The organism is Pseudomonas sp. WAC2 (assembly GCF_030403525.1).
GTDB classification, from domain to species: Bacteria; Pseudomonadota; Gammaproteobacteria; order Pseudomonadales; family Pseudomonadaceae; genus Chryseomonas; species Chryseomonas luteola.
Genome location: NZ_JAUEPD010000001.1, coordinates 99,909 through 111,829 on the forward strand (window position 1 = coordinate 99,909; position 11,921 = coordinate 111,829).

An 11,921-nucleotide genomic window follows, 5' to 3' on the forward strand; every position below is an offset into this window, starting at 1 on the left:
CCCATAACTGGAAATGCGCATGCTGACAAGCCTTGCCGTAAGGTAGCAATTACACATATGGTTACAACTGCGTGACTCAAAAGAGCCTGATATTTGTAACCAGATACGTCAGGGCCGATTATTCCAACATCGAGTGTGTACCCATGGCGAACAACTCCAAAGGCAAAGCCATCTTCCGGGTTGTCAGCGGCAACTTCCTGGAAATGTACGATTTTATGGTGTATGGCTTCTATGCCACCGCCATTGCCAAAACCTTTTTCCCCGGCGACAACCCCCTCGCCTCGCTCATGCTGTCCTTGGCAACCTTCGGAGCGGGCTTTCTGATGCGTCCTCTAGGCGCCATCTTTCTTGGGGCTTATATCGACCGTCATGGCCGTCGCAAGGGATTGGTCATCACATTGGCCCTGATGGCCACCGGAACCTTGCTGATTGCACTGGTGCCCGGCTATGCCACACTGGGCGTGCTTGCGCCCATCCTGGTATTGCTGGGCCGTCTTCTGCAGGGTTTCTCAGCGGGTGTCGAACTGGGTGGTGTATCCGTTTATCTGGCCGAGATCGCAACGCCCGGCCGCCGCGGCTTCTTTGTCAGCTGGCAGTCAGCCAGCCAGCAGGTAGCGGTGGTCTTTGCCGGCCTGCTGGGCGTCATGCTCAATCGTCTCCTGTCTCCAGAAGACATGGGTGACTGGGGCTGGCGTATTCCCTTCTTGATTGGCTGCCTGATCGTACCCGTGCTGTTCATCATTCGCCGTTCGCTGGAGGAGTCGCCCGAGTTCCAGGCGCGTCACCACCGTCCAACTCTGGGCGAAGTAATCCGCTCCATTGGCAGCAACTTCGGCCTGATCATCGCCGGGATGGCCATGGTCTCGATGACCACAGCATCCTTCTACCTGATCACCGCCTATACCCCGACCTTTGGCAAGACCGAACTGCACCTGAGCGACATTGACAGTTTGTTGGTCACCATGTGCGTAGGAGTTTCGAACTTCATCTGGTTGCCTGTAATGGGTTCGCTATCGGACCGGATCGGGCGTCGCCCCTTGCTGATCGCAGCAACGGTTCTGGCTATTTTTACGGCCTACCCCGCACTGATCTGGTTAACGAACGAGCCCTCGTTCACCCGTCTGCTGCTAGTCGAGCTATGGCTGTCCTTCCTGTATGGCAGCTATAACGGCGCAATGGTCGTGGCCCTGGCTGAGGTCATGCCGGCTGACGTACGGACTACAGGCTTTTCGTTGGCCTACAGTCTGGCCACGGCGACCTTTGGCGGCTTCACCCCGGTCATCTGTACCTGGCTGATCCATACGCTGGACAATCGTGCCGCACCGGGCATCTGGCTGACGTTGGCGGCCGTACTTGGCCTGACGGCTACGCTGGTTCTGTTCCGCCGCAAGGATCTGCAGGGCGCGGGTCAGCAGGTACTGAGCTCGCAGTAACCCTCCCTGGCAGGGCATGAAACGCCATACCGCTTCATGCCCTGCACGCTCTACCCTCCGCTTGTCTGCCACTGAAATTCTTTGATTCAGTGTGTGCACCATCCCTTGAATCGCGGGTCGAAGGCCACATTAAAAGGCTGATTATTCAGCATCAATGACCCGACGCCACGATTCCATCATGCCAGCCCGCAAAATACTGCATGATGGACACTCAGGTTGAATCTGATGTCCATGAGGTACGCGTCTGGCGACCTCGCTCTTCTTACGAGGATAAGCAATGCCTGCATCTGTTATTGCCGAGCTTTTACAACAGCATGAACGCGAGTTGTTAGAGGAATGGGTCACTGCGCAACGCTCAGCAGGTATTCGTACCGATCTGATTGATGAGGAGACGGTCAAGAGCAATTCTAAAGAAATGCTCAAGCTATTGACCGTTGCGGCTGCCGAAGGCCTGGATGATCTTCATCATGACCAGTGGAGCCCGGTTAAGGCCATGCTGGATCGTCTGTCTCGCAGCCAGAGCCGACAAGGATTTTCACCGTCTGAAACGGCAACTTTTGTCTTCTCGCTAAAAGAGCCTCTTTTTGCACGGATTCAGGCGCAGTGCGCCAATCCGGTAGAGGTGGTATGGATTGCCAGCAAATTACTGGACAAGCTCGGCCTGTATTGTGTTGAAAGCCACATGGAAAGCCGTGAGGCGATTATCCGCGAGCAGCAGGAAAGCATGCTGGAGCTCTCGACCCCTGTCGTTGAACTCTGGAAAGGCATCCTGGCCATCCCCCTGATCGGCTCGCTCGACAGCAACCGTACCCAGATCGTGATGGAAGCCCTGCTGGAAAAGATCGTCCAGACCGAGTCCGACCTTGCCATTATCGATATTACCGGCGTGCCTACTGTGGACACCATGGTCGCCCAGCATTTGCTCAAGACAGTGACCGCCGCCAAGCTGATGGGCGCCAAGTGCATCATCAGTGGTATTCGTCCGCAAATCGCCGCCACCATCGTCCATCTGGGCGTAGAGCTCGGTGACGTCGTGACCAAAGCCTCGCTGGCCGATGCATTCCAGATGGCTCTGAAAGAGCTCAACGTTCGTCTCGTTTCTGCTACGGCACGCTAAGGAGCCGCCATGGTAGACAAGATCCCTATTCTCAAAATGGGCAAATACCTGCTCTTGTCCATCCAGGTCGACATGCACGACCAACTGGCCCTGGACCTGCAGGAAGATTTGACCAATCAAATCGTCAAGCACCGAGCCAAGGGCGTGCTGATCGATATCTCTTCCCTGGAGATCGTCGACTCGTTCATTGGCCGCATGCTGTCCCACATTGCCAATGTCTCTCGCATCCTTGACGCCAAGGTCATCGTCGTGGGCATGCAACCTGCCGTCGCAATCACGCTCGTCGAATTAGGCCTGTCACTCGACGGCATTGCCACGGCATTGAATGTAGAAAAAGGGATGGCCCGTCTGGAACAGATGGTCGCGGATGATGAACTCCTGGAGCTAGAGCGTGGCGAAGAAAGACATACTTCCGCTGAAGCAGGAGACTGACATTGTCCTCATCCGGCAGCGTGTACGCCAATCTGCCGAGACAGCCAAGCTGGGGCTTGTCTCACAGACCAAGATCGTTACGGCCGCAAGCGAGATTGCCCGTAATGCTCTGATTTACGGCGGCGGCGGCGAATGCGTGATCGAGGATACGATGCGTAACGGCCGCAGCGCCGTTCACCTGGTCATCACCGACCAGGGTAAGGGAATCGATGACATCAGCAAGGCCATGGTGGACGGCTATACCTCAGGCAATGGTCTGGGCCTGGGCCTGAGCGGTGCCAAGCGGCTGGTGGATGAATTCGCAATCGAAAGTGCACCCGGCCAGGGTACACGTGTGGAGTTGTGGAAGTGGCGTTGACCCCATTGTATTGCAGCCAGACATTCTCGGTTTCCGATGTTGCTCACGTGGATGCTGCGCGCCGGGCGGTCATCCGTCATGCCCGCGAACTGACCGATGACGAAGAAGTACTGGGCAAGCTGACCCTTGTTGTCCAGGAGCTGGCACGCAATCTGGTCAACCATGCCGGCGAAGGCGAGTTGTACCTGAGCCATAATAACCATGAGCTGGACCTGATCGCAGTCGATAGCGGTCCAGGCATGGTCAACGTGGCGCAGTGCCTGAGCGACAACTATTCCACCAAGGGTACGATGGGAGCCGGACTGGGGGCGATCCGGCGTATGTCTGATCGCTTCGACATCTACTCGCAGCCGGGCAAGGGCACTATTGTATTTTCCCGAACGCAATTGGCGCCCTCGCCTCTAGGCAAGCAGTTTGAAGACGGTGTGTTGTGCACCCCGCATCCGCGGGAGGAAGTGTGTGGCGACAGCTGGGCTGTGCTGAACAACCGGATTATGGTGTGTGACGGGCTTGGGCATGGCATACAGGCCAGAGAAGCCAGTGCTAAGGCTCGGGATATATTTCTCAACCACCCCACCGGCCTTCCCCTGACCGAGCTGATGGAGCGCATGCACCGTGCTCTGACCAGTACACGTGGTGCAGCCCTGGCCTTTGCTGAAATTCTACCGGAACAAGGCACCGTCAATTTCTGTGGTGTTGGCAACATTGCCGGCACCCTGATGGCAGATCGGCCGCGAAGCATGGTCTCGGCCAACGGTACTGTTGGCTACAAGATAGGCCGCGTACAATCCTTTTCCTATCCCTGGGATGAATCTACCGTGCTGGTCATGAATTCGGATGGTATCAATTCCCGGGTCAACCTTGCAGGGTATACCGGCCTGCTAGGCAAGCATCCCGCCATTATCGCCGCCCTGATTCATCGTGATTTCAAGCGTTCAACGGATGACGCCACGGCGCTGGTAGTACGTCATGTCTAATGACCGCCTGATTTCTAGCCTGCGCATCGAAAGCGAACAGGACATCGTCTGGTGTCGCCAACGTGCCAAGCAGCTTGCCGATTGGATTGGGCTACCCAGGCTCGACCAGATTCGCGTTGCCACCACGGTTTCTGAGTTGGCACGCAATATCTACCAGTACGCCAAACAGGGTCGATTCAGCTTTTACATGATGACCACTGCCGAAGGGCGCCTGAACGGCCTGCGATTTGAAGCGCAGGACAACGGTGCAGGCATCCAGAATCTGGACGATATCCTTAATGGCAGCTACGTCTCTCAGACCGGTATGGGTGTAGGTCTGCGGGGCGCCCAGCGCCTGATGGATGATTTCCAGATTGACACCTCTTCGAGCGGTACCCGCATCCGCGCCGCCAAATACCTGTCCGTACCTAAGCCCTTTCCCAGCGAGGCGGAGCTGAGCCGGCTGCTGCATCAGCTCACCGACAAGAGTGCGCTGGACCCTTACAAGGAAATGCAGCTCCAGAGCGAAGACCTGCTGGTGACCACCTCGGAACTGCGCGCCAAGCAGCAGGAACTGGAGGACACCAACAAGGAGCTGGAGGAAACCAACAAGGGGGTTGTGGCCCTGTACTCCGAGCTGGAAAAGACCGCTCAGGAGCTGCAGGATGCCAGCGAAGCCAAGAGTCGCTTTTTCTCCAACATGACCCATGAGTTCCGGACGCCGATCAACATTATCGAGAACATCTCGAAGCTCCTGATCTCCGGTCAGGACGGACCACTGAATGGAGAACAGTACCGTCAGGTCAAATTCATCAGTGATGCTGCTGCCGAACTCTCAACCTTGGTCAATGAGCTACTGGATCTGGCTGAAGTGCAGTCCGGTCGAATGAAAGTCATGGCTGAACCGTTCAGCCTGAATGAACTTCTGGAGCGAATCGAAGCCTTTGCCGCCGCGCTTTCGTTCCGCTACGAGAATGTCAGCTACCGGCTCGACCGCCTGCCGGAAGACGTCATTCTGAATACGGACCGGGAGCGTCTGTTCCAGATCCTGCGCAACCTGATTTCCAATGCTTTCAAGTACACGCCCAAGGGTAGCGTGACGATTCGCTGTTTTCGCCCGGACGACCAGCAGATCGAATTCATGGTGGCCGACACCGGAATCGGCATTTCCGAAGAAAACCAGAAAAAGGTATTCGACGAGTTCTACCGCATCAAATCACCGGGCAGGAAGAACATTGAAGGGACGGGGCTGGGCTTGTCCCTGGCGCAGAAGGTGGCCACCCTGCTCAAAGGCGAAATTGATCTGACCAGCCAGGAAGGCGTGGGCAGCAAGTTTTACCTGCGCATCCCGATAGCGCTGGAGGAAAACGCCTCCACACTCGAGCAGAACGCCCTCTCCGGCATGACGATTCTGCTGATCGACGACAGCGAAGCCGATCGCTATATCGTTACCCGCGCCCTGGAAAGCTATGCCCCGATCATGATCGAGGCTGATAGCGCCAAGGCCAGCATGGACAAGCTCAATGCCGTGCGACCAGATATCATCTTCCTTGACCTCGATCTGCCGGATATCAGCGGTGAAGAGCTGCTGGAGAGCATGGACTGGTCCATGCACCGTCGCGTCCTGGTCAACACAGCCAAGGCTCTGAACGATGAAGAGCTGGCCCGCCTCAGACCCTATTGCCATGCCATTCTGCAAAAATCCCAACCTGGGTATCTTGAGCAGTTGCTCTGTCAGGTACAGAGTTTGTCCAGGAGCTTGAGAAATGAGTGACCGTAAGCGCATCGTCATCATTGATGATACGGATGCGAACCGTTATGTGCTGCGGAAGATTCTACTGTCCCAGCCTGACTTCGATATTCTCGAGGCCGGAAGCGGTAGTGCCGGCCTCGAGCTGATCAACGAGCAGACCAGCCTGGTGATCATTGATATCAACCTGCCGGACATGAGCGGCTTTGAACTGATCCAGGCCATTGAAAAGAAGCTGGACCAGGACAAGATGCCAGCCATTATCAATATTTCGGCCACGTTCGTCAGCGGCAAGGACAAGGCTATGGGACTCAACCAGGGCGCCCAGGCCTACCTGACCCACCCGATCAACCGGGACGAAGTCCTGGCTACCATTTCGTCCTTGCTCAAATCGAGCACTCGTCTGGCGAGCATCGAAAACCAGCGCAACGTCGCCATTGCCCGCAGTGAAAACCTGGAGGCCGAAAAGATCATGCTGGAGCGCTTCATGCGCTCGCTGAACCATGACCTTCGCTCCCCGCTGACCGCCGCGACCATGGTAGCCAGCCTTATGCGTCGCACACCTGCCCGACGCACCGATGACATGCTGAAGCTGCTCGAAGAAAACCTGCAGCGCATGAATCAGATGATCACGAACGTACTGGATATTTCCCATACCAGCCTAGGCGGTGGGATCAAGCTGCATGGTGAAAAGCTGAGCCTTGGCACCCTGCTTGGCGAAGCGATCAGTAACCTGCGGATTCAGGTACAGAACGAGATCACGCTTACCCTTGAATCACCTGAACAGCAGGTCTATTGGGATAAGCACGCCCTGCTGCGCATCATCGACAATCTGGTCATCAATGCCGCCAAGCATGGAACAGCTGATACGCGAATCGACGTCAGCCAGACGATGTCTGCCGAGCGCATTGTCTTGTGCGTTCGCAACCAGGGCCGGATGCCTGACGAGGTACTGGTCAATCTGGCAACGCCTTATTTCATTTCCACCCGCAGCGATGATCGCGGTTGGGGCCTGGGCCTTCCCATCGTCAAGGCGCTGTGTGAAAGCTTTGGCGGCCATGCCGAATTCAAGAATATCGATGACCACGTCGTGGTAGAAGTCCACCTCCCCTCTACGGTGCCCTCTACCTGACTACCGCCTTGCCGCTCAAGGAGCCCTGCCGGTGGGCTCCGTAGCATTAGGCGATCACGTCCAAAGCTCGCTCAAGATGCTCATGCAAATAGGGACTGTGCTCGATGCATTTGTCGATAAGAAACTCCGAGCACAGGTCCTGTAGCGACTGCTTGTAGGCAGCATATTCGTCCAGCGCCCGCGCGGCACTCCAGTCCTGACCGGCATAGACCAGCGCCAGCAGTTCAACCAGTTGTTCGTGGGTCAGACCGGATATTGCTTCCCGCAGGCGCTGTTCGGCCAGTGTTTCACCGATCAATGAGCCTGTGGCGGATTCGCCTCCCAATCCCAAGCCTCCCCCTAGCCCGGTACCAAACCCGTCATGGGTAAGTTGGGTACAGGTTGCCAATGCCGCGATAGCTTTTATTTGCTCGCGGCTGAGATATTCGAGTCGCTGCGTCATATCCTTTCTCCTGCTCGATGCACTATTCGACCGCTCCGGATACCCATGGTGCAGCGGCGCTTGAACCCAAAACCTGATCTGGATCAGGTTAGCTACATCACTTGATCCCCAATCGCTTGGCCAGGCGGCTCAGGTTGGCACGGTCAACGGCCAGTTCTCGGGCTACATCCGCCCACCGATGGTGATGCCGCTCGAGCGATGCTTCAATCAAGTGCTTCTGATAGGTATCTACCGCTTCGCGCAAGGGAAGACTAACAGGCAGGTCGGGCCTTTCAACAGCAGGCGTTATGTCTGCAATGGGTGCTGCAGTGGGCAGATCCAGCGAGCGGCTGTCGATACTCAGGATACGGGGCCGCTCGCCGTGGCTCGACAGCGCCTTGAGTGCGGCGCGACTGATCAGGTGCTCCAGCTCGCGCACATTACCAGGCCAGTCATAGGTCAATAATGACTTCTGAGCCTCAGGATTCAGGCGCAGGCTACGCAATCCTAATCGCGCCCTGTTCTCCTCAAGAAAGTAGCCGGCCAGAAGCAGTACATCACGTCCACGCTCGCGCAAGGCGGGCACCTTCAGCGGGTACACACTCAAACGATGGTAGAGATCTGCCCTGAAACGGCCAGCTTTTACCTCTTCGGCCAGATCGCGGTTGGTGGCTGTAATGACCCGAACATCGACATGATGCTCACGATCCGAGCCTACCCGCTGTAGCTGACCACTCTGTAGAACCCGGAGCAATTTGGCTTGAGCCGCCAAAGGCATTTCACCCACTTCATCCAGAAACAGCGTCCCGCCATTGGCCAGATCGAACTTGCCGCTGCGCTCGCTAATCGCTCCGGAAAAGGCGCCACGCACATGCCCGAACAACTCGCTTTCGACCAGGGTTTCCGGCAACGCCGCACAATTGATGCTGATCAAGGGCCGGCGTGCACGGGCAGACTGCGCGTGAATGGCTTCGGCCACCAGCTCCTTGCCAACACCGGTCTCTCCCGTCACCAATACGGTCAGATCGCTATCCCCTACAAGAGCGATCTGCTGCAGGAGCTGCTTGTGTGCAGCACTCTGCCCGATCAGCTCACGGGTTCGCACCTGCCCTGCTGCCTGCTTGTAGAGTTCGGCCAACTGGCTTTCATCGGCCACGCGTCGCGTCAAAGCATTGATCCGCTCGGCTGCTGTTACGGTGGCCGAAGCCAGACTGGCAAAGGCTTGCAGCATATCCAGATCCACAGTGCCGAAACGCGCTTCGTCCAGGGCATCGAGTGTCAGCAATCCCCAGACCTGATCCTGCACATACAGAGGGCAGCCCAGGCAGTCATGGACTTCAAGGGCTTCATGGCCCTCAACCAGACCGTCATAGGGATCGGGTAAGTCGCAGTCTGCTGCAAAGCGGGTCGGCCCTCGATGTTCGATCAGCGCCTTGAGCCGCGGGTGCTCACTGATGCGAAAGCGCCGCCCCAACGTATCAGGGCTGAGCCCCTGTACGGCTAGTGGTATTAGTTGATCGCCATCCAGCCTGAGCAAGGCAACGGCATCGCAGGGCAGCAACTCCCGAAGTGCCAGTAATAATTTGCGATAGCGCTCTTGCTCCGGCAGCTCTCGGGACAGGTCGGCGACCAGTGGAATCAGTGCAGACAACAACGGAGCCGTGGTCATTATGACCTCTCATAGAGTCATTTCGACAAATCTATTAAGCAGTCAAAATGACTCGAATCTAGATAAGCTATTGATTTCAAAAGCTCTCGCTATTGGCACGCCTCGTGTATTACTCAGGTAAAGCCAATGCAGGAGCTGAATCATGTTAACCGCTCAACAACGCACAATCATCAAGTCCACCGTTCCGCTGCTGGAAACCGGAGGTGAGGTGCTGACAACCCACTTCTACAGGATGATGCTCAACGAGTACCCGCAGGTCCGCCCGTTGTTCAACCAGGCGCATCAGGCCAGTGGCGCCCAGCCTCGTGCTCTGGCCAATGGCGTACTCATGTATGCCCGTCATATCGACCAGCTGGAGGCGCTCGGCCCGCTGGTGGCTCAGATCGTCAACAAGCATGTCGCCTTGCAGATTCTGCCGGAACATTATCCCATCGTAGGGACCTGCCTGCTGCGGGCTATTCGCGAGGTATTAGGCCAGGAAATCGCTACCGACGAAGTGATCGATGCCTGGGCCGCAGCCTACGGTCAGCTGGCCGATATCCTGATCGGCGCCGAGGAAGATCTGTACGCCACTCATGAGGCAGCCCCCGGCGGCTGGCGTGGCGGTCGCTGGTTTCGTGTTGCCCGCAAGGTGGCAGAGAGTAACGAGATCACGTCCTTTTACCTGATACCCGAGGACGGCGGTGCCCTGCTGGACTTTCAACCGGGCCAATACATTGGCATGCGCCTGATTCTGGAGGGTGAAGAGGTACGCCGTAATTATTCGTTATCGGCACGCGCCAATGGTCGCGAATACCGCATCAGCGTTAAGCGCGAGGCCGATGGCCGTGTTTCCAATTACCTGCACGATCAGGTAGATGAAGGGGATCGTCTTGAGCTTTTCCCACCGGCAGGCGAGTTTACGCTCAGGCCATCTGACAAGCCTCTGGTCTTCATTACCGCTGGTGTCGGCATCACTCCGGCACTCACCATGCTGGAAGCGGCACTCGAAACCCGTCGCCCTATTACCTTTATCCACTGCGCCCGCGACGCAGGCGTCCAAGCCTTCCGCCCGTGGCTCGAAGCGCAGAAGGCAAAGCATCCTCAGCTACGCTGCTACTTCTGCTACAGCCATCCGCGTCCCGAGGATCGGGGCGATGCAAACGGACTTTTAACACATGCACTACTGGAGCAGTGGCTACCCGAGAATCGTGACCTGGATGCCTACTTCCTGGGTCCAAAGCCCTTCATGGCCCTGATCAAGCGTGAGCTGAAAGCGCTGGGTGTACCTGAAGCGCAAAGTCGCTATGAATTCTTTGGGCCAGCAGCATCGTTGGAAGCCTGAGTAAAGAGGCGGGTCTCAACGGCCCGCCTTTTAATTCACTTTTATTGAGCAAAAGGCTCATTATTATTTATTAGATCGATCCCAATAGGCTCGCTAGGATAAAGAGGCTATTACCTGCGTGCCTATAAAAGCCTCTAATAATCGTGAAAAAAACACTGCGTTCCGTGCTGCCCTGGTTCAAGCGTTTTAAACCCGTTGCCGTCAAAGCCCCGCCCCGTGAACTGGTCCGTGCCACGCTTGGCGCCTGCCTGGGCATGGTAGCCAGCGTTCTGGCATGTACTCACTTTTACGGACTCGAGATTGCGCTGCGAATTGCAGCCCCTATCGGTGCATCAGCCCTGCTGCTGTTTGCTGTCTCGTCCAGCCCTCTGGCGCAACCCTGGTCGATTATCGGCGGCAACGTAGTGGCTGCTGGAATTGGTGCACTGGTTGGCCAGTGGATCGACCATACCCTGCTGGCCGCCGCGGTGGCGATGGGGTTGACCATCGTGACCATGTTCAGCCTGCGTTGCCTCCATCCACCGGGCATTGCAGTGGTCGTGGCAGTCAGCCTGGGCGGGCCGGCTTTTCAACAGCTTGGTCTGTACATCATGCTGCCGGTGGCGCTCTGTTCGCTAATCGTCCTGGCAGGCGCCTTGATCTACAACAACCTGACTCGCCTGCCCTACCCGAAAGCTCCGGCGCCAGCCGCCAATCCGCATAACACGCGAGACCCGCTTCCGTCGCAGCGTGCGGGTTTTACGACGGCAGATCTTGAGCTTGCCATAAAAGAGTTTGGTGGCGTTGTCGACATCACTCGAGACGATCTTGAGTCCCTGGTCCGTCAGACCGAGCGCCACGCCTTGAGTCGTAGCATGGGCGCCATCACCGCCGCTCAGATCATGTCGCGGGACCTACAGATCGCCCATCCTGACACGCGGCTACAGGATGCCTGGAACCTGCTGGAATCTCATCACCTGAAAGCGCTGCCGATTCTTGATGAGGCAAAGCATCTGGTGGGCATCGTGACCCTGGCCGACCTGTTCAAGGCCATCGAGCCGGGCTCGCCGAACGCGCAGGGTAATCCAGGCGATATCCCGCTTGAGCGCTTTATGACACGCCATGTGCAATGTGTGCGGGATACCACCCATATCGTGGAGCTGGTGTCACTGCTTTCAGACAAGGGCCTGCATTACCTGCCTGTCCTGGATGAGCCGGGCAACCTGGTCGGCATCATCAGCCAGACCGACCTGATCGCTGCGCTCTACCAACGCTGGTTGAAGAACGTACTGACGCACCGTGAGGCGGCCAATCAGCGCGCCTCCGAGGAAAGCGCCGCCTGATTCAGAG

11 protein-coding genes are annotated in these 11,921 nt (G+C 57.0%); 9 read left to right on the forward strand and 2 right to left on the reverse strand.

The features are described from left to right. Positions 1–143: 143 nt before the first annotated feature. From QWJ10_RS00515 to QWJ10_RS00545, 7 genes are all read left to right on the forward strand, one after another. Entirely contained in the window at positions 144–1,433 is a 1,290-nt protein-coding gene (locus tag QWJ10_RS00515; protein ID WP_289923487.1) for an MFS transporter, read from the forward strand. A gap of 277 nt (positions 1,434–1,710) precedes the next feature. Then, positions 1,711–2,550, forward strand: coding sequence for an STAS domain-containing protein (locus QWJ10_RS00520; protein ID WP_019366609.1), 840 nt, complete (start codon positions 1,711–1,713; stop codon positions 2,548–2,550). A 9-nt stretch (positions 2,551–2,559) separates the two neighbouring features. Beyond that, positions 2,560–2,982, forward strand: coding sequence for an STAS domain-containing protein (locus QWJ10_RS00525; RefSeq protein WP_010797538.1), 423 nt, complete (start codon positions 2,560–2,562; stop codon positions 2,980–2,982). After that, positions 2,942–3,340, forward strand: coding sequence for an anti-sigma regulatory factor (locus QWJ10_RS00530; protein WP_010797537.1), 399 nt, complete (start codon positions 2,942–2,944; stop codon positions 3,338–3,340). The genes QWJ10_RS00525 and QWJ10_RS00530 overlap by 41 nt, the downstream gene beginning before the upstream one ends. Further along, the gene (locus QWJ10_RS00535; RefSeq protein WP_019366610.1) at positions 3,331–4,317 is read left to right on the forward strand and encodes a SpoIIE family protein phosphatase; all 987 of its coding nucleotides are present in this window, start codon (positions 3,331–3,333) and stop codon (positions 4,315–4,317) included. The genes QWJ10_RS00530 and QWJ10_RS00535 overlap by 10 nt, the downstream gene beginning before the upstream one ends. Continuing rightward, entirely contained in the window at positions 4,310–6,070 is a 1,761-nt protein-coding gene (locus tag QWJ10_RS00540; RefSeq protein ID WP_010797535.1) for an ATP-binding protein, read from the forward strand. The genes QWJ10_RS00535 and QWJ10_RS00540 overlap by 8 nt, the downstream gene beginning before the upstream one ends. Then, positions 6,063–7,178: a response regulator gene (locus tag QWJ10_RS00545; protein WP_019366611.1), complete on the forward strand. Its 1,116-nt coding sequence runs from the start codon at positions 6,063–6,065 to the stop codon at positions 7,176–7,178. The genes QWJ10_RS00540 and QWJ10_RS00545 overlap by 8 nt, the downstream gene beginning before the upstream one ends. A 46-nt stretch (positions 7,179–7,224) precedes the next feature. On the opposite strand, the gene QWJ10_RS00550 is transcribed toward QWJ10_RS00545, so the two are convergent. Together QWJ10_RS00550 and norR are read right to left on the reverse strand one after the other, a co-directional pair. Further along, entirely contained in the window at positions 7,225–7,620 is a 396-nt protein-coding gene (locus tag QWJ10_RS00550) for a hypothetical protein (RefSeq protein WP_019366612.1), read from the reverse strand. 97 nt (positions 7,621–7,717) lie between these two features. Further along, positions 7,718–9,268 carry a nitric oxide reductase transcriptional regulator NorR gene (gene norR, locus QWJ10_RS00555; protein WP_019366613.1) on the reverse strand — a complete coding sequence of 517 codons (1,551 nt, stop codon included), beginning with the start codon at positions 9,266–9,268 and terminating at the stop codon, positions 7,718–7,720. Positions 9,269–9,410: 142 nt separating this feature from the next. On the opposite strand from norR, the gene hmpA reads away from it, so the two are divergent. Both hmpA and QWJ10_RS00565 read left to right on the forward strand, forming a co-directional pair. Continuing rightward, entirely contained in the window at positions 9,411–10,592 is a 1,182-nt protein-coding gene (hmpA, locus tag QWJ10_RS00560; RefSeq protein ID WP_289923501.1) for an NO-inducible flavohemoprotein, read from the forward strand. A 143-nt stretch (positions 10,593–10,735) separates the two neighbouring features. Next, positions 10,736–11,914, forward strand: a complete 1,179-nt coding sequence (locus QWJ10_RS00565; protein ID WP_289923503.1) for an HPP family protein — start codon at positions 10,736–10,738, stop codon at positions 11,912–11,914. Positions 11,915–11,921 lie beyond the last annotated feature (7 nt).

Bases quoted from the DNA above. Each gene is read 5' to 3' on its own strand.
- QWJ10_RS00540 (WP_010797535.1), top strand. From the start codon at position 4,310: ATGTCTAATGACCGCCTGATTTCTAGCCTGCGCATCGAAAGCGAACAG.
- QWJ10_RS00520 (WP_019366609.1), top strand. From the start codon at position 1,711: ATGCCTGCATCTGTTATTGCCGAGCTTTTACAACAGCATGAACGCGAG.
- QWJ10_RS00515 (WP_289923487.1), top strand. From the start codon at position 144: ATGGCGAACAACTCCAAAGGCAAAGCCATCTTCCGGGTTGTCAGCGGC.
- QWJ10_RS00550 (WP_019366612.1), bottom strand. From the start codon at position 7,620: ATGACGCAGCGACTCGAATATCTCAGCCGCGAGCAAATAAAAGCTATC.
- norR (WP_019366613.1), bottom strand. From the start codon at position 9,268: ATGACCACGGCTCCGTTGTTGTCTGCACTGATTCCACTGGTCGCCGAC.
- hmpA (WP_289923501.1), top strand. From the start codon at position 9,411: ATGTTAACCGCTCAACAACGCACAATCATCAAGTCCACCGTTCCGCTG.
- QWJ10_RS00525 (WP_010797538.1), top strand. From the start codon at position 2,560: ATGGTAGACAAGATCCCTATTCTCAAAATGGGCAAATACCTGCTCTTG.
- QWJ10_RS00545 (WP_019366611.1), top strand. From the start codon at position 6,063: ATGAGTGACCGTAAGCGCATCGTCATCATTGATGATACGGATGCGAAC.